General features: G+C 45.9%; 13 protein-coding genes. 10 read left to right on the forward strand and 3 right to left on the reverse strand.

Features of this window, described 5'->3' with window-relative positions; translation table 11 throughout:
* Window positions 1-110: 110 nt before the first annotated feature.
* From leuD to MHZ92_RS09050, 3 genes are all read left to right on the forward strand, one after another.
* A complete protein-coding gene (gene leuD / locus MHZ92_RS09040) occupies window positions 111-695 on the forward strand; it encodes a 3-isopropylmalate dehydratase small subunit (RefSeq protein WP_239431356.1) in 585 nt (194 codons plus the stop codon).
* A gap of 155 nt (window positions 696-850) precedes the next feature.
* Complete coding sequence (locus MHZ92_RS09045) at window positions 851-1,801, forward strand: hypothetical protein (RefSeq protein ID WP_239431357.1); 951 nt, start codon at window positions 851-853, stop codon at window positions 1,799-1,801.
* 158 nt (window positions 1,802-1,959) lie between these two features.
* Window positions 1,960-4,224, forward strand: coding sequence for an S-layer homology domain-containing protein (locus MHZ92_RS09050; RefSeq protein ID WP_239431358.1), 2,265 nt, complete (start codon window positions 1,960-1,962; stop codon window positions 4,222-4,224).
* 166 nt (window positions 4,225-4,390) lie between these two features.
* Here the strand turns inward: MHZ92_RS09050 and MHZ92_RS09055 are convergent, their stop codons facing one another.
* A complete protein-coding gene (locus tag MHZ92_RS09055) occupies window positions 4,391-6,391 on the reverse strand; it encodes an S-layer homology domain-containing protein (RefSeq protein ID WP_239431359.1) in 2,001 nt (666 codons plus the stop codon).
* A gap of 260 nt (window positions 6,392-6,651) precedes the next feature.
* Here MHZ92_RS09055 and MHZ92_RS09060 point away from each other — a divergent pair, with 260 nt between their 5' ends.
* From MHZ92_RS09060 to MHZ92_RS09070, 3 genes are all read left to right on the forward strand, one after another.
* Entirely contained in the window at window positions 6,652-8,115 is a 1,464-nt protein-coding gene (locus MHZ92_RS09060; protein ID WP_239431360.1) for an O-antigen ligase family protein, read from the forward strand.
* Between the two features lie 269 nt (window positions 8,116-8,384).
* Window positions 8,385-10,640, forward strand: coding sequence for an S-layer homology domain-containing protein (locus MHZ92_RS09065; protein ID WP_239431361.1), 2,256 nt, complete (start codon window positions 8,385-8,387; stop codon window positions 10,638-10,640).
* Between the two features lie 254 nt (window positions 10,641-10,894).
* Entirely contained in the window at window positions 10,895-12,040 is a 1,146-nt protein-coding gene (locus tag MHZ92_RS09070; RefSeq protein ID WP_239431362.1) for a polysaccharide pyruvyl transferase family protein, read from the forward strand.
* 55 nt (window positions 12,041-12,095) lie between these two features.
* Here MHZ92_RS09070 and MHZ92_RS09075 read toward each other — a convergent pair whose 3' ends face one another.
* Window positions 12,096-12,761, reverse strand: a complete 666-nt coding sequence (locus tag MHZ92_RS09075; RefSeq protein ID WP_239431363.1) for a LytTR family DNA-binding domain-containing protein — start codon at window positions 12,759-12,761, stop codon at window positions 12,096-12,098.
* A 184-nt stretch (window positions 12,762-12,945) separates the two neighbouring features.
* Here MHZ92_RS09075 and aceA point away from each other — a divergent pair, with 184 nt between their 5' ends.
* The 4 genes from aceA (at window position 12,946) to MHZ92_RS09095 (ending at window position 17,313) form a co-directional block, all read left to right on the forward strand.
* Window positions 12,946-14,229: an isocitrate lyase gene (gene aceA, locus MHZ92_RS09080; RefSeq protein WP_239431364.1), complete on the forward strand. Its 1,284-nt coding sequence runs from the start codon at window positions 12,946-12,948 to the stop codon at window positions 14,227-14,229.
* 87 nt (window positions 14,230-14,316) lie between these two features.
* On the forward strand, window positions 14,317-15,870 hold the full coding sequence (aceB, locus tag MHZ92_RS09085; RefSeq protein WP_370644678.1) for a malate synthase A: 1,554 nt from the start codon (window positions 14,317-14,319) through the stop codon (window positions 15,868-15,870).
* Window positions 15,871-15,884: 14 nt separating this feature from the next.
* Window positions 15,885-16,013, forward strand: a complete 129-nt coding sequence (locus tag MHZ92_RS09090; RefSeq protein ID WP_239431366.1) for a YhfH family protein — start codon at window positions 15,885-15,887, stop codon at window positions 16,011-16,013.
* A 133-nt stretch (window positions 16,014-16,146) separates the two neighbouring features.
* Window positions 16,147-17,313: a pyridoxal-phosphate-dependent aminotransferase family protein gene (locus tag MHZ92_RS09095; protein WP_239431367.1), complete on the forward strand. Its 1,167-nt coding sequence runs from the start codon at window positions 16,147-16,149 to the stop codon at window positions 17,311-17,313.
* Between the two features lie 333 nt (window positions 17,314-17,646).
* Here the strand turns inward: MHZ92_RS09095 and MHZ92_RS09100 are convergent, their stop codons facing one another.
* Window positions 17,647-18,510: a glycerophosphodiester phosphodiesterase gene (locus MHZ92_RS09100; protein ID WP_239431368.1), complete on the reverse strand. Its 864-nt coding sequence runs from the start codon at window positions 18,508-18,510 to the stop codon at window positions 17,647-17,649.
* Between the last annotated feature and the right edge of the window lie 48 nt (window positions 18,511-18,558).

Below are 18,558 nucleotides of genomic sequence, written 5' to 3' on the forward strand. Positions count from 1 at the left end.
GCGCACTTTGCCGTGTAGCAGAGCTGACTTATGACCCGAGGAGTTGCCACCCGGAGTCTAGACGATAACAAAAGCGGCTAACGCTCATAGATGAAGAAAGGATGGATACTATGAAACCGATCAATGAAGTGCGAAGTGTCATGACCCCGTTGAATCGTAAAAATGTCGATACGGACCAGATCATATCGAAGGAATTTCTGAAGCGGATCGAACGGACCGGCTTCGGGAAATACTTGTTCTACCATTGGCGTTTCCAAGCAGACGGCACGGAAAACAAAGAATTTGTCTTGAACGACGACCGATTCAAAGACTCGAAGATTCTCGTCGCTCACGACAATTTCGGCTGTGGTTCCTCTCGGGAGCATGCGCCGTGGGCAATTTTGGACTACGGCTTCGAAGTCGTCATCGCCCCGTCGTTTGCGGATATTTTCCATAATAACTGCTTCAAGAACGGCATCTTGCCGATCCGCCTTCGTGTCGAGGAAGTGGAAGAGCTGTTAGCGAAAGGCGAATCCGCTCCATATACATTAGACATCAATCTGGAAGAGCAAACTGTCAAAGGCGACGATGGAAAAACGTACTCCTTCGATATCGATCCGTATTACAAGCAAATGCTATTGAATGGATGGGACGAAATCGCATTGACGTTCCAGTATGAAGAGCATATTGCCAATTACGAAAAAAAACACGCATAATTCCAAAGTCCACCTCTACGTTCAACAGAGGTGGATTTTTTGTTGAGAAATCTATTACATTCTTTGTCTACTACTGTCGAAATAGTGTACAATAGAGAAAAACGTACAGATATTTGTAAATGACATACATACTATTATGAACAAGGGGTGGGGACGTGTTTGTTTCCGTATTAAATGATCGACAATCTTTCTCGATGCAAGTGAAAGATGCGAATAGCCCATCGGGTGACGGCTGGCGGAAAGTGTGGGGCAAGGAAGCGGCTGCCATCAATCCGCTCGCAGCAGTGAACCAAGGACGCAACTCCCTCATCCTTGAAGCGGTCCGGACGAATGATTGGTCCGACTACCATCAATTCCAAGCAAAACAGCATCCTGCCTGGTATGACAACGTCGGCGGGGTGATGAAGCAAAATAAGCTTTATTATGGCAACTTGATCGACGTGCAAAATCGTTCCTTAAAAGAAGCTGTCCAATCAGGCGATCAGGCGGAAATCGCAAGACGGCAAGCGCGTATGAACGAGCTCATTGCCGATTTCAAAAATGCTCCAGGTGACGTCCCGCACGTCATTGCATTCGCCCAAGATCCGGAATTGGCTGCTGCGCACGGCATTCCGAAGCCATCGAGCGAGTGGTTTAATTCACCTTATAATAATCCACTTGCGGTGTCGCAAGGCCGTTTTGAAGATAAGTTTTGGTATGAAAACCCTTATTTCGCAGACCATCCGAACGAAATGGCTTTCGCATTGGAAGCTGTCAATGAATATCGACCGGATATCGCGAAAATTGCCGCGTCCATTAATAAAGGTGCATACGAGCGGAATGCTGCATCCTCTTCATTCAACGCGAAACAAGTGCAGCCTGCGATTGTTGAAGAAGTGAAGGAAAATGAACAAACCGAAAACGTTGGTATCGCTGAACAGGCGACAGCAGCACTTGCACAAGCGACAGCCGTGAAAGTGGAGCAATTCGCACGCCAATTCAGTACGGTCAATCTTGCAACCGAGCTGTTCGCGAAAAAAGAGCGCACAGAGACACAAACAACGACGAGCTATTTACTGGACCGGTTGAATCAAAAAGCTGAAGAGCGCAAATACGGAATCGTCTAAATGGATATGAAAAACCTCCTAGCAATTAGGAGGTTTTTTGTCGAAATTTAAACCGAACCTACATAGTGGGAAGGAAAGAAATCCCCACTGATTGAAGCTGCACTTTATGTTATGATAGGACTTTAAGAAAAAGGTTTATAGCAGGAGGGTGTTATATAGTGTCGAAAAATAGAATGACGACAATCGTTCTGTCGAGTGTGCTATCTATTGTACTTGTGCTAGTTGGCTGCAGCCCAACAGATGCAAATACAATAACGATGGACCAAAATTTCTCTGATATACATAATGAGTTTTGGGCTAAGGACGAAGTGACGCAGCTTGTCGATATGGGAGTCATCAATGGCTACCCGGACAAGCAGTTTAGACCAGCGCTTGAAGTTTCACGGGGACAAGCGGCGAATCTCCTCTCAAACGCGCTTCAGCTACCTGACGCCCCGTACGAACCAATCTTCAAGGACGTCAGCAGCAAGTCTTCCCATTTAAAAGGGGCGATGGCAACGTACAAAGCTGGCATTTTCCTTGGTAAAGAAGACGGGACATTTGGCGTAAGAGATTCATTGACGCGTGAACAGATGGCAACTGTTCTGGTACGTGCCTTCAACTTGGAAGACACGGGTGAGAACATCCAATTTAAAGATCAGCATAGGATTAGCGAATCGCACCGAGAAGGCGTGAAAATTCTTGCCCAGCACGGGATAACGACTGGTAAAGAAGACGGAACATTTGACCCGAAAACGGCGGTGAATCGAGGAACGTATGTCGTTTTCCTTCATCGAGCGATGGTCAATGCCGGAATGATCGAAGAAACTGGAGAAATCGTCTTCAATAAACCAACTATACTTGGCGATTATGAACAAGTCCGCCACGAACAGAATTTTGCAGAAGTGCCGATAGGCGGAACAGGCAAAACATACTTGCGTTCCAATGCCTGGTTGCAGTTTGCGGGTGAAAAGACGAGGAAACACGCCCATTCAACTGACACACAATATACGTATAAAGTAGGCGGCTACTCTCCAGCTGTCGTAAATGTAACAAAACGTGTATTGGAAAACGGGGATTATTTCATTTTCACGGAACTGAAAAATCCTCAGCGGATGCCGATTACAATTGATGTCATCCAGACGGAAGGCGACGTAGAGAAAGGGATATTAAGGGAATATAGCCGCTACCCGATCAAAAAAGATACAGACGATACATTCGGCTTCGATTTGACGACGTATCCGACAGGTGTGTTTGAAAAGACTTCAATTGATGGAGATAAATCACAGCGGATGATCGGCAAGGCGTATCGATCGAAAGAGCTGACGATGACATATCCGCACGGTGGAAGCAGTCATACGCGTGAATTATTTGATGAAAGCGAGGCATTCAGCGGAATCCTCCTCGGAGATACTCAGCTTTCCGTCTATACGTTGCATTCGAGAGGGTATGACATTGTTGACCAATGGCTTCTTGTTTCCGATGAGTTGCTCTTCTCGAGCCATCAAAGCATGGACCGATGGATGCTTGAATCGGCTACTTATTATAAGAAGCGAAACAAATGGTATACAGCAAACGGTCCATACAATAAAATGGCCACGACAATTGAACCAATGCCGAAATCTGGAAGAGGGTACGGCCGTAACTTGCTCCTCGTGAAAGAGGATCGTACGATGGCGCTGTACAATGAAACGAAAGAGCGGTATTTTGAAAGCTTGCTCTTCAATTCATTCGCGAACCTCGACATCTTCAGAGGAGATAAAACGTATTGGGAAACCGAAGTGACGAGCACGTATTTGAAAAATCTGTTCGGCATTACGGCTCCGTTCGTAGATACGCGATTCAATGAGCAGATCGCTTTATTCCTTTATAATGGAGGAAAAGCGTTCGGGCATGATGATTATACACTTGGCTTGAAAAACTACGCTGACCTGCTCGTCTCCCAAGAAAGTAAAGGGAATATCATTAGAGTTGACGCCTCTTCGTTTTACATCCAGGATTATTTCCCTGGGAAGCAAAACGTAAAGACACACAGTTCAATGAACCATTTGCTTGGCGGCATGAACATACTCTTGCTAGCCTATAAGGAGCTTGGTGACCCGGCATACTTGCGAACAGCAGAAGCCATTCAATCAGCTCTCGATAAGGACGTCAATAAATGGATCCGACCGGACGGAGATATTTGGTATAAAATTTCACCGGATCATACATTTGTCGGTAGGGATTACGTACATTTGACATTAGAGGACCTTATCCACTCGTACGAGTTATGGTCTGAAATTGATCCTTCCAAAACCGCAACCCTTGAGAAGTTGATGAGATCAAAAGCGGGTTATATGGATCGAAATGAAAAAGGCTATACGACGAAAATTAATAATGGTCTTGAACGGATCGACATGATGGAATTATTACCAGCAGGTGTTGAATATACGGACGCTCTATAAAGCGTAGGGCGCCCGCATAGAGGCGACGGGCAAAGCCGTCACGTAGAACGGCTTTTGCGAGTAAAAGCGTAGCGTTACGAGCACATCTTTGCTCTGGCGCCCGAAGCTAGATTGACTCTAAATAGGAAAAGTCCCGTACGAAGGATAACTTCATACGGGACTTTTTTTAATCGATTTTATTCACAAGATCTGAGCGGATCCATCCATAGTCGGACGGTGGGTTGATGTCTGCCAACACTTTATACCAGACATATCCGTCGCTGCCTGCCACTTCTTCGACAATGACAACAGGATAGCCGAATGCTGCATTATAACCTGGATTCTTCGGTTTGTACGTAAACAATTTGTTGTCTGAACGAACTTCAGGGCTCGTCCTTACATTGACACCTTCAGGACCTGTATAATTGATAGTTCCTAGTTGCGCTTGTTTATAATCACGTCCGCCAAGGAATGTATCCATTTTCCACATATGGCCTGCAATTTTACTTCCCCAGTTCGGATCAGATGCATATCTGACGTTGATGCCGACGGCTTTGTTGCCTGGTACAGCACCGTTCGCATGTGCGCCAAGTGGATTTGCATAATTCAAGTTTATATAACGTTGGATGAACGCATTGACGCTATTTTCAGGAGTCGCGTATACTTCTCCCATTTCAGGCGAAGAATCAAAGACTTTGATTCCGAAAATATTATTTTTCGTCAGTGCATTCGCACTAATGCCGTAATCACTTTCGTGGATGGCAGTAGCAAGAATGAACATTGCATTCACACGGTACGTTTCTTCTACTGATTTCAAGTATTCTCCTAAACCGATCAGCTTTGATTTCACCGTTGCATCTTGGTAGCGGGCATGTCCCGTACTTTCTCGGTCCCGTAGTGCCCAATCAATGTAGGAGTCAAGCTCCGCTGCAGTGTAGGACGTTGGCTGTCTTACGGATTGGAATTGGAAATACGGGTAATACTTGATTGTATTCTTCGTTCCAACTTCCGTGAAGTGGACGCCGTCAAAACTCGTATATCTTTTGCCGTTTGACATGCCTGGCGCTGCAGGACCGACGTTATAAGCCCATGCTGTCTTGTTGAAATTATCATAGGTTGAATGTGTTAATACGCCATTGATCACTTCATAGATATCATGGCCAGTGACAAGTTCTGTAGGAACGAGATCGACCTCATTATGTCTTGCGTAGAAAGTCGACCCTGCGAATTCGACGATTACATAATCGGAGCCGCTACCGATATATTTCATCTCGCGGCCTCTCGAAATGTATGTAACTTCATTCCGCAATGCTTTATCGCTGTAAAGGGATGTGTAGTTTTTCGGGTTATTCACGCCCGAGCCGAAAGCACGCCCCGCCTTCATCTTAATGATATCGCTACCTTTTTGGATGACCTTAATGGAGGAAGATGCATTGTATACTGCCAATGCATCTTCATATGTTGTGTAAATTGCCGGTGTCGGGTTGACTAGTCCATTTGAAATCGTGCTCACCTTATAGATTTCAGGATCTACTTCAGGTGTCTCCGGATTCGTGGGGTCAGTCGGCACAGAAGGTTTCAACTTCTCTGCTGCTGCAGTCATTCTGAATAGGAATGCGGCTGCATGCGCGATTGTTGCATTATCTTGCGGTTTGAAATAAACACCCGTCTTTTGATGGTCTCCACGGATAATGCCTAAAAAGACAGCAGCTGAGACAGCATCGCGGAAATTCGGCGAAATCTTATTAGTGTCTTTGAATTTGAAATTCGTCTTTTCAATAGGTAGATCCATATAACGGAATGCTTTATAGATCATTCCCGCCATGTGTTGGCGTGTGATTTTTTCATTCGGTCTGAACGTGCCGTCAGGATAACCGGAAAGCAATCCTGCTCCAGCGGCATTTTGAATTTCAATCGTCAACCCGGAGCCCGCCTTCAAATCTTTGAATGTGTACTTCGTAGAAGTGGGCAATTCTAGTGCACGGGCGAGATAGGAAGCGAATTCCCCCCGAGTAACCGCCTTATTCGGATTAAATTTACTGTCTGTCCGAATAACGTTTTTTTGAATCCAATAATTTAACTCCGTTTCCATCTGGTGTCCAGAGACACTGCTCGCTTCCACCTGATTTTGGAATAGAGAAGTAAACATCAGCAACATTACCAAGGCGAAAGCTGTTATTTTTTTCACCAATAAACCTCCTTTTGTACATCTTCTATTATAATATCAGATACTTTATGAAATAATAAGGTGTAAATTGGGGTGAATTTCCGTCTAGTAGAAAATAATTTTACGAGAATTGATTGGATGGGGATTTCGACAGGTTCTTGTCGATTTTTTTAAAAATGCAACTAAACAATAAACCGCTACGTCCTATAAGATGCTATAATGACAAAGGGCGAAGGCCCATTATTTATCGGAGATCATTCGTGGAAAGGGTTATATCGTTAATGACAACACTTACAAACAAGTTGAAGGAAAAAGATACAGTTTATTTCATCGCCGCTTTGGCGGTCGTTATCGTCGCGCTTTTCCTTCCGACGTCTATCGCACTCGTCGCGACATCATTGTTTTTTGCCCTCTATGCATTTTTCAGGCCGCAACAGAGCCTGTTATTTCTCGTCATCTATGTAAGCATTCGTCCGTTGCTCGTGGAAGTGAACTCCGGCTTAAAGCTCGTAGGAGACTTGATCACTGTCATCGCGTTCGCAAAGCTTGTCCTTTCAAGCGGCCGTAATTGGAAGACATTGTTTCATTTCAAATGGTTCGAATGGGCGTACTTTGCTTTAATGGTGGCTGGTTCGATCAGCGGATTGCTCCAAGGTGTCTTGCCTGCGGCTGTCATTTTCCAAATTCGGACATTCATCATTATGTACTTGCTTTATTACATCATCTCAAGATTGGTGTTGCCGGATGATTGGTTGAAGAGACTCGCATGGGTGACCGTTTGGACGGGCATGATAACATGTATCCACGGACTTATTGAAAAGCTTTCGATGCGACAGCTCCTATTGCCGGACGTCTGGAAATATAAAACGTTAAGCGCAACGAACGCCGTGCGCATTTACGGGTTGCCTGGCAATCCGAACTCACTCGCACTCCTGCTGCTTTTCGGAATTATGGCATTGCTATTCCTCCAAAATATTTACAAAGGCGAAAAGTATAAATGGTTCTTGAACATTAATTTAGTTCTTTTCATCGGGGTTTTCATTTTGACGTATTCCCGTGGAACATGGATCTCCGCTTTCGTCTTAGGAGCCATATTCATTTTGACGACAAGGAACTGGCAATTGCTGAAGAGGCTTGTCATCGCGGGTATCGCTTCGATCATTCTCATTTATTATCCAGTGAACTTGGGCGTCAAGTTGGTGGCAAAGCTTGGACTTGAGCCGGTGGAACCGGACATTGGTAGTATAGCGGGGCGTTTCGGTGAGACGTTCGATCAGGAAAACTTGGCGCTTATGACGGAAAGCGGAAGGTTCTTCTATATTACGAAAGGCTTCGAAATCTTTAAGGAGTATCCGATTGCCGGTTCAGGATTCGGTTCGTTCGGCGGCTCTGCAACATTGTCGTACGGTTCGCCGATTTACGATCATTATGGAATACGTTCGGATATTTACGGAGGCAAGTTTTTCTATTCGGATAACCAATACATTCAGATCATCACAGAAACAGGAGTCATTGGTGTCATCCTCTTTGCAGCTTTCCTGCTCGGTATGCTGTATCTGTTCTGGAAGGAACGGAAAACAACAATGGGCAAGTTCATGATTGCTCTTTGGTTCGCAACCTGTTTCTCGGGCTTCTACTATAATATATGGGAATTGAAGCTCTACACGATGTTCTATTTCATCCTGTTTGGTGTCTTTGCTTCGATGACAAATCAATATACGAAATTCAAAATGAAAGATCTTTGATTCCTGCCATCCGGTTTTATTACCGGATGGTTTTTTTTCGTCATGAAAAAAACTGCCTCCGCTATTCTCCTATCCTCGTATTTTTTTTCCCTCACCCCTTCCCGAATCGTATAAAATTTCCCAGTTAAGTTAGTTGGAAATCTAGACAGGACAATACTTTATTCGCTATTTCCTTCTTATGGATTATAGTATTTTGTCGAATCCTCTGGTAAGCTTGACATTGATTTATAGAAAGGGAGTGTCGACTTATCGTTAGGAAAGTAGATTCATTGAAGTTTCTTGGGAAAAAAGTCGCGCTGACAGCTGCAGCTGTGTCACTTCTCGTGGCAGTACCAGCAGGAGCATCGGCAAAGACGCAGACAGTGGATAGCTATCCGGTTTCATCCGGAGTGACGTATACGCATTACACGCATTCGGGCACGAATCATATTAATCATGTGAGTGTCAATTTGAATGACCCTTACACGAAGCTGGATATCGGTTTGCCTTCCCCAATTGCAAAACGGGAAGCAACGACGACATTGGCTAATCGGGATTCGCGGGATGGGAACCGCGTTGTCGGTGCAGTCAATGCTTCATTTTTCGATATGACTTCGGGCTTGCCGATGTATTTGATTTCGCAAGGGAATGAAATTATTAACGGAGGCGTCATTTCAAGTTCACGGGAATATTATGTGAACAAACCGATTGCATTCGGCGTACTGAGTGATGGCCGTGCGGAAATTGATGAATTCAATTTCGACGTTCGTATCAACCATCAAGGCACGAACTACAAGATGACCGGATTGAATCGTGAAAGACAAGCGGAAGAAACAATCGTATTTACACCACAACATATCTCATCGACGACCGGCTCGAATGAATTCGGTATTGAAATTGTCGTCGATACAGGTTCACCAATCACGTCTACATATTATGGACAGCAGTTGACTGGACAAGTTGTGCATGTAAGGGATTATGGGTCAAAGGAAAAAGTCACGATTCCGAAAACTGGTTTTGTCATCTCGGCACACGGTAAAAAACCGTTGGACCGATTGGGGAGTGTTAAAGTTGGGGACAGTGTATCTCTTAATTTATCCATAGATTCAAAATGGATGGATTCTTCTTTCATGCTTGCGAGCGGGCCGATGTTGTTGAAGGACGGCAAGCCGCATATTACGATGGATACGTCGAACTGGCGCGCGAAAGCGATGACTGCTCGGACGGCGATTGCTATCAGCAAAGACAAGAAGAAAGTTGACCTTGTTACGGTGGACAACCGTAGCGGATACAGCAACGGCATGACGTTGACACAGTTCGCTAACTACTTGGCTTCCCAAGGGTACGACCGCGCGATCAATTTTGACGGCGGCGGCTCGACGACAATGGGTATCCGTAAATACGGAAGTAATACAGTTGTCCTTGCAAACCGGACGACAGATACGAGCCAGCGGAGAGTGTCTGCAATCATTGAAGCGATCAGTACAGCACCACTCAGCGATCCAGCACATATTAGCGTTTCCCGCGGACAAGTCGGCGAAATGCTCGTCGGTGCAAGCGTCCCGTTGACGATCAATTATGTATTGGATACGTATTACAATCCATTAAAGGTTGACCCTTCACAATTGTCGATTACATCCGTTAACGGCAACGCAACTGTTTCGGGCACAACATTTACTGCGACAGCGCCTGGTACAGATCGAATCAATATCCAATATGGTGCAGCGACGCAATCATTCCCGATTACAATTGTAGAAGCGCCAGCCAAATTGACGATTTCACCAGTTACATCGGCAGTTGAACCTGGTTCAACGATTACATTTACTGCGACCGCTACGGATGCACAAGGAAAACCGGTCATTTATTCACCGGAACAATTGAAGTGGAGCGTTAGCGGCGATATCGGTTCCATTACGCCATCAGGTACGTTCAAAGCGTCCAAAGTGCCTGGCAAAGGGGCCATCAACGTAACACTCGGAACGAAAACAGCTTCAATGCCAATCGAATTGTCGGATGGCTTGCCAGCATTCACAGACATTTCGTCCGACTATGCATACTACACGGAAATCCGTTTCTTGAAGGACCTCGGATATATTAAAGGGGATCTCGACGGCAAGTTCAATCCTGGACAGACGTTATCAAGGGAACACGCAGCAGTCATCTTGAGCCGCGTATTCAACTTGGATACATCTACAGCGGGAGCCCAAAAGTTCAGTGATGTCCCATCGACTCACCGCTACTTCAAGGAAATCAATGCAATTGCTGAGGCAAACCTCGTTGGAGGGAAAGGGGACGGCACATTCGACCCTGCCGGCCAATTAACACGTGCACAAATGGCTGCGATTCTTGTAAAAGCGTACGAGTTACAAGGGGAGTCCGAGAAGAAATTCAAGGATGTACCTCCAAGCCACTGGGCACACAAACAAGTTCATATCCTTGCGAACCATAAGATTACGACAGGAAATGAACAAGGGAACTTCGAACCGAATAAACCGGTCAACCGCGCCCAATTCAGCGCATTCCTATACCGCGCCATTAATCGTTAATTGGTTAATCAAAAAAATATGTCGTTGGATCGAGTTTTCGGTCCGCGGCATTTTTTTATTAGAACCTAAGCGTGCTATCATCTAGCTGCGGGCGCTGGAAGGATGCCTTAATTTCTGTAGATGGCTAGTGCTAAGATGTGCTCGCAACGCTGCGCTTGTGCTCGCAAAAGCCGTTCTACGTGACGGCTTTGGCAGGCGCCCTCCGCTTTTGCGTGTTATAATGAATTCATTATTTTGTAGAAGGAAGTTGGATTATGAGAATAGGAATTGTAGGGAACTATGGAAACGATAATAACGGGGATGAAGCGATCCTGCTCAGCCTCGTGAAACAAGTGACGTCCACATTTAACATTCAAACGTCCCAGCTCACCATTTTCAGCAATAACCCAAAGCAGACCGCCGAGCGGTACGGGGTTGAGAGCTATCCGCTTTATTATAAGAAAGGGAATGCGGTCAAGACGTTCATCGAAACGTTCCGCCAAAATAAAAGGGTCGTCAACAAACTCGACTTGCTCATCATCGGTGGCGGCGGCATCCTCATGGACTTGTACAAACGGGAAGCGCCATTATACGGATCGTATGCCATGATGGCAAAACAGTCGAATACCCCTTACGTCATTTATGGATGCGGAGCAGGTCCATTGAACACGTCCTTAGGAAAATGGTTCATCCGGTATATGTGCAAACATGCGGAAAGTGTTTCAGTTCGGGACCCGGAATCTGCTGAGTTGTTACGTTCGATCGGGGTCATTGAAAAGGTAGATGTCATCGGCGACCCGGCATTTTCATTGAGAGAAGAAGGTGCTACTGCGAAATCGGATACCCCGACAAAAATCGGTGTAACGGCCGTCCCTTATTACAACGCAGATTACTGGCCGGAAGGGAATCCTGAAATTTACCGAACATACGTAGAGGGCATGGCGAAAAATCTGGACAAGCTTGCTGCAGGTAGAGACGTTGCAATTACGTTTTTTGCAACGAAATTTCCACAGGACGCCAATGTGACAAAGGATATTCAAGCGCTCATGAAAGAGAGCGGAAAAACGAATATCATCGATGAAAACCTATTGCCTGCTAAAATTATGGAAGTGACGGAGCAGCAAGATATCGTAATTGGTACGAGATTGCACTCCTTGATTTTGGCAACATGCACCGAAACGCCAGTCATGGCGATTTCCTACCATCATAAAGTGAAAGACTTCATGAGTTTGGCAGAGCTCGAACGCTTTTCATTCCCGATTGACGAGCTCCATGAAAACGAGGACTATTTCCTAGGTGCGTTCAATGAAATGAGTGCCGATTGGCCTGCAACATTGCAACAAACCGAAAAACTTTCGAAAAAACTGTACGATGAAGCAATGAATGGAACAGTACAGTTTACGAATGCGGTGAAAAAATAATTGAGGACCGCCGGATGCTTTATCCTGCGGTTTTTTTAGTGGACGTAATCCCCAATCAAAACCCCAACACACATTTCACCTCATTCACATACGACTGGCTCACTGGCAGTTCGGTGCCGTCTGTCAACGTGACGACGAGATTCGATGAGAAGTCACGTGAAATCCTTTGGATGCAACTTGTGTTCACAATATAAGAGCGATGAATGCGCAAGAAAATTTCAGGCAGCCGTTTTTCCAATTCCTTCAATGTGTTTGAAATGCTAAATTGCCCGCACTCCGTATAGAAAAAAGTCTTCTTCTGAAAGCTTTCGATATGGGTGATCTGTTCGACCGGCACCGGGTACCATTCGTCATCGAGCTTGCCAGTGAGCAGCCGGAGCGGAGCGCTTTTGGCTGTTTCATATGCAGGAGGAAGAATGACAACAAGGGCAGCCGGCTCTCCGTTTATGTCAATCGGATAGCCGATTGCGTACGTTTCATTCCCATACAGTGTTGGATCGATCATGACCCCTGTTTTTTCCCTCTGTTTCAAAACTGTTGCAGCAATGCTCCCCGCTTGCACCGGTTGACCGTCGATCCATTTGTGATCATCATGTCCCGGAAGGCAATGTAGATAATAACCGTTGAACGCAATGACTAGTCGGGCATCTTTGGGAATCCAATCTCCTAACAGACAGGAAAATTGCTGCAGGAGTTCTTCACGTGGTACCGTTTTCTCCATTGATTAAACAACCCCTTTTCGATTTCGTCGAGCTATTTCTTCATTCATCCTATGAAACTATCCTTTTGTCGGAATGCACAGACAGTTTTAATATTCTGTTATATAGTAATGTATAACAACTTTAGCTGTTGTGGAACAGTAGGAAAGTAGCAATTATTCTATTAATGGAAAGGTGAGGAATGAAATGATGAATCGAGAAGAGCAAGTACAGGAGTTGGAAAGAAGCTGGCAGGAGGATGCACGTTGGCAAGGAATCGAGCGCGGCTATAGCGCTGAAGAAGTTATTAAACTACGTGGCTCTGTTCAAATAGAACATACGCTAGCAAAAAAGGGAGCAGATCGGCTATGGAAGTCGCTCCACGAAGAGGACTTCATCGCAGCACTTGGCGCACTAACAGGAAATCAAGCTGTACAGCAAGTGAAGGCTGGTCTTCAGGCGATCTACTTAAGCGGTTGGCAAGTGGCGGCGGACGCCAATATGGCGGGGCAAATGTATCCAGACCAAAGCTTGTATCCGGTCAATAGCGTTCCGAATGTCGTCAAACGGATCAATCAAGCTTTGCAACGTGCGGATCAGATTGACCATGCGGAAGGCCGGAACGATGGATTCGATTGGTTTGCTCCGATTGTTGCGGATGCCGAGGCTGGATTCGGAGGTCCTCTAAATGTATTTGAATTAATGAAAGCGATGATCGAGGCTGGTGCAGCCGGTGTCCATTTCGAAGATCAGCTCGCTTCGGAAAAGAAATGCGGTCATCTTGGAGGAAAAGTACTTCTTCCAACGCAAAATGCAGTACGAAATTTAATTGCTGCTAGGCTTGCGGCTGATGTGATGGGCGTCCCAACAATCATTATTGCAAGAACGGATGCTGATGCAGCGGATCTCATTACGAGCGATGTTGATAGCCGGGACCATGCATTTATTACTGGGGAGCGTACACCTGAAGGATTTTATCGGACGAAAGCAGGCATCGATCAAGCGATTGCACGCGGTCTTGCATACGCGCCATACGCAGATCTTGTATGGTGTGAAACTTCGACTCCGGATCTTGAGGAAGCGAAACGTTTTGCAGATGCAATCCATGAAAAGTTTCCAGGCAAAATGCTCGCTTATAACTGCTCTCCTTCCTTCAACTGGAAATCTAATCTGGATGACGAAACGATTGCCAAATTCCAGCGGGAGCTCGGCAAAATGGGCTATAAATTCCAATTTGTTACTTTGGCTGGATTCCATTCATTGAACCATAGCATGTTTGAATTGGCACACGGCTACAAAACAGATGGAATGGCGGCTTACTCGAAGCTCCAGCAAGCTGAATTTGCAAATGAATCGAAAGGATATACAGCGACACGCCACCAACGCGAAGTTGGAACGGGCTATTTCGATGAAGTGGCACAAGTCATTTCAGGAGGTACCTCCTCGACAACAGCTATGAAAGGATCGACGGAAGAAGCGCAATTCGTCTAATACCGGTGACAGTATACCAATCTAAAAGGAAGGATGATTCAACTGACTATTCAAGAGACGCGTTTTAATGTAGATGTTGTCGGTGAAATGACGGCAGGCACAGAGGAAATTCTGACACCGGAAGCGCTTGAATTCCTTAATAGCTTGCACGAAAATTTCAATGGCCGACGAAAAGCGTTGCTTGCTGAAAGGGAAGCGAGGCAACGGCGGTTTGACGAAGGTGAGAAGCCTAGTTTCCTAGAGGAAACGAAGCATATACGCGAAAGTGATTGGACGGTAGCACCCATTCCGCCGGATTTGCAAGACCGGCGGGTTGAGATTACCGGTCCTGTCGATCGAAAAATGATTATTAATGCGCTCAATTCTGGTGCGAAGGCGTTCATGGCAGATTTTGAAGATGCAAGTTCGCCGACTTGGTCCAATATGATTGACGGTCAGCTTAATTTGAAAGACGCTGTGCGCCGGACGATTGCATTCGAGCAGGAGACGACAGGAAAGAAATATAGTTTGAATGAAGAGACCGCCGTTTTAATGGTGAGGGCACGTGGTTTGCACCTGGATGAAAAGCATATCGTTATTGACGGAGAGCCGATGGCAGGTGGATTTTTCGATTTCGGACTGTACTTCTTCCATAATGCGAAGGAATTGATTGAGCAGGGCACAGGTCCATATTTCTATTTGCCAAAGCTTGAAAGCCATTTAGAGGCAAGGTTGTGGAATGACGTATTCGTTTTCGCACAAGAAAAGCTCGGCATTCCGACTGGCACAATCCGCGCAACTGTGTTAATTGAAACAATTCCGGCTGCATTCGAAATGGATGAAATCCTATATGAATTGCGTGATCACTCTGCAGGTTTAAACTGCGGGCGCTGGGATTATATTTTTAGTTTTATTAAAAGGCTTCGCAATCAACCGGAGGTCATTTTACCGGATCGAGGGCAAGTGACAATGACATCCCCTTTCATGAGGGCCTATACACAGCTGTGCATCCAAACATGCCATCGGCGGAACGCGTCAGCAATGGGCGGGATGGCGGCTCAAATCCCAATCCGCAACGATGTGGAAGCGAACGCCGAAGCTTTCCGGAAAGTCGCGGAAGATAAACGCCGGGAAGTGATGGACGGCCATGATGGAACATGGGTTGCGCACCCGGGGCTCGTCGCAGTCGCAATGGCTGAATTCGATCAGCATATGGAAACACCAAATCAAATTCATCGAAAACGGGAAGATGTACGAGTGACCGCAGATGATTTGCTCGAAGTGCCGACCGGGACGATTACGGAGGAAGGGTTGCGGACGAATTGCAGCGTCGGTGTCCAGTATATCGCTTCTTGGTTGAAAGGCAGCGGAGCCGTGCCGATCAATCATCTTATGGAAGATGCGGCGACTGCTGAAATTTCCCGCACACAAGTATGGCAGTGGATCCGTCATCCTGAAGCAAAACTGGATGATGGCAGGGACATTACTGTTGATTTATTCAAGGACATATTTGACGATGAAATGGAGAAATTGAGAGCGACTTTCGGTGAAAAGGAATTCCGTTTCGGTAAATTCAAAGAGGCAAGCGAATTGTTTATGGTGTTGACGCTCCGTGATGAATTCGAAGAGTTTTTGACGCTGCCGGGATATCAACTATTATAAGGAGGAGATTCAAAATGGTGAAAACAAATGATATGAAACAGAAGTCGAAAAAATATTGCCGGGAATGCGGTTGTGAAATCGTGGAGAAAGTTGAATCTTTACTCTATGAATGCGAACGTTGCATCGGCAAACATAAGGAATGAAAAAATGGCCCGCTCTCCTTTCCAATGGGGAACGGGCTTTTAACATTTTTATATGTAGAAGAGGGTTTCATGCTAACCTCGGCGAATGGGGTATAATAGAAAAGAATAATTTAACGTAAAGGGGATGTTATTTTTGCGAAACGAAGAAATGCTTTTAATTCCTGGCCCAACGCCTGTTGTTGACTCGATTTACGACGCGATGGCGAGTGAAACGAGAGGACATACAGACCCACGATTCGTTGAAATTTACAAACGGTCGATTGAGCGGACTCGCGAAATGCTGAAAACCGATGGGGAAGTGTTTGTCATCGCTGGGTCGGGGACGATCGGAATGGAGATGGCGCTTGTCAACACGGTCGGAGCCGGCGAGCGGATTTTGGTCATTAGCCATGGCTATTTCGGAGACCGTTTCATTCAACTCGGAAAGGCGTTCGGAATTGAAATCGACGTCCTCCAAGCAGAATGGGGTAAACGGGTCGCGCTCGAAGAAGTGGAACGTCAATTATCGGAGCATACATACAAGGCGGTGACGATCACGCATGCGGATACGTCAACGGGTGTAGCTGCCGACTTGGAAGGGCTCGTGCCGATTGTGAAGAAACACGGAGCGCTCGTCATTTTGGACGGGGTATGCGCAACTGCTGCGATGGAAGAAGATATGAGCAAAGAGTATGGGGAAGCGGGCTATAAGATCGACGTTGTGCTGACCGGCTCTCAAAAGGCGATCGGTGTTCCTCCGGGCCTTGCGATTGTAGCATTCAATCAAACCGCATTGGAAGCACGTAAACAACTTGGACGTATTCCTGCATATTATTCAGATATTGAAAACTGGATTCCAATTATGCATGATCCATCGAAATACTTTGCGACGCCACCAGTTAACTTAATCTATGCGTACGATGAAGGGATGAGACTTGTCCTTGAAGAGGGCTTGGAAAAACGATATGCGAGGCATACGGCATTCGGCCGCGGTGTACGTGCTGCCCTCCGTGAATACGGCATGATACCGTTGGCGGATGAAGAAGTTGCAGCATCGACGTTGAGCTGTTTCCATTATCCAGAGGGTGTCATTGACGCAGATTTCCGTGCTGCCCTTGCGAAAGAAGGTCTCATCGTCGCGGGTTCGTTGGCACATTTAGCTGGAAAAGCATTCCGCATGGGCCATATGGGCAACACGACGGAGGAAATGCTCATTTCTGCAATTAAAAAAATCGGTGGCGCGCTGAATGCAGTCGGACATGAAGCTCCAATCGAGCAAGCAATTAACCGTTTTAAAGCGGAAGTTGAAGCAACTGTATAATGAAGATGGAAAACCACCTTGTTTTTTATCGACAAGGTGGTTTCTTTATGCGTGGATTTTTCGGTTTATGCGTGAAAACTTGCGTTTATGCGCAGATTTCTTGGTTTATGCGCAAAAATATAAGTTTATGCGTAATATTCTCGATTTATGCGCGAGTTTCACGGTTTATGCGTAAATTGCTTGTTTTCATCTGAATATCGAAGTCCGGTAAAGTTATGCGCGAGTTTGGCATCGTTTTGCTCGAGTTCTATAGAGTTATGCTCGAGTTCGGCGTTGTTTTGCGCGAGTTTGACATAGTTATGCTTATTTTGGGACTTTTGACCCTGGGGAATCTCACTCCTCACTAAGTTCCTTTAACACTTTCACCGCCACATCTGGTACATCGGTAAAGATGCCATCAGCTCCAATGTCGATCATTTGCCGGATTTCCTTTTCTTCATTCACCGTGAACGGATGAACGTGCAACTCCACTTCGTGCGCAAGCTCCACTAACTCCTTCGTCACGACTGTTTTATCGACACCGATGCCAGATGCGTACTCCGCCACTTTCTGCAATCGATTTTTCGTTAGCATCGTTTCATTTTTCGAGGAATACAGTTGAATAAGCGGAATGGCAGGCTCTTGCTCGTGTATCTTCCGTAAAGAAGATGGATCGAACGATTGGAGGATCACTTTTGGCAACTCTCCGTCTTCCGTTAACAGGCCGAACTCCCGCAGCTGTCCGAGGAGCGCCTCCTCAATCCCCGGGTAGGAAGCGGGGGTTTTCAATTCGATATAATAATTTACATCTTTTTGGAAGTACGAAAATACTTCCTCCGTACTCACGATGCGTAATGGATCGATACCGACTGGAAATGATACCGTCAGCTTCCCCTCATAATCAGTTTCACGGGGAACATTTTTCAACTCCTGAAAATCCACTTGGGCAATCTGTTTTCTGCCATTCGGCAAATGAACGAACGGATCGTGCATGGACACGAGCTCTCCATCTTTCGTCATATGCACATCCAATTCAATATAATCGGCCTCCATCTGAACGGCCAATGCATAAGAGAGCATGGAATGTTCCGGAGCGTAGGCGGAAGCGCCTCGATGCGCGATAATAAGGAACTTATCGGCAGGTAATGACGCTGCTTCTGAAGCAGTTGAACATGCCGAAAGAAGAATGAGTAAGCAGAGCAGAATCCCTTTTTTCATGAATGTTTCCTCCTTGAACAGAAAGTAATTGTAAAAAATGTGAAAATA

The organism is Sporosarcina sp. ACRSL, from assembly GCF_022346605.1.
Taxonomy (GTDB): Bacteria; Bacillota; Bacilli; order Bacillales_A; family Planococcaceae; genus Sporosarcina.

Excerpts from the sequence above, each read along its gene's own strand:
- MHZ92_RS09075 (WP_239431363.1), bottom strand. The coding sequence starts at position 12,761 with ATGGAGAAAACGGTACCACGTGAAGAACTCCTGCAGCAATTTTCCTGT.
- MHZ92_RS09070 (WP_239431362.1), top strand. The coding sequence starts at position 10,895 with ATGAGAATAGGAATTGTAGGGAACTATGGAAACGATAATAACGGGGAT.
- MHZ92_RS09090 (WP_239431366.1), top strand. The coding sequence starts at position 15,885 with ATGGTGAAAACAAATGATATGAAACAGAAGTCGAAAAAATATTGCCGG.
- MHZ92_RS09060 (WP_239431360.1), top strand. The coding sequence starts at position 6,652 with ATGACAACACTTACAAACAAGTTGAAGGAAAAAGATACAGTTTATTTC.
- leuD (WP_239431356.1), top strand. The coding sequence starts at position 111 with ATGAAACCGATCAATGAAGTGCGAAGTGTCATGACCCCGTTGAATCGT.
- aceB (WP_370644678.1), top strand. The coding sequence starts at position 14,317 with ATGACGGCAGGCACAGAGGAAATTCTGACACCGGAAGCGCTTGAATTC.
- MHZ92_RS09100 (WP_239431368.1), bottom strand. The coding sequence starts at position 18,510 with ATGAAAAAAGGGATTCTGCTCTGCTTACTCATTCTTCTTTCGGCATGT.
- aceA (WP_239431364.1), top strand. The coding sequence starts at position 12,946 with ATGATGAATCGAGAAGAGCAAGTACAGGAGTTGGAAAGAAGCTGGCAG.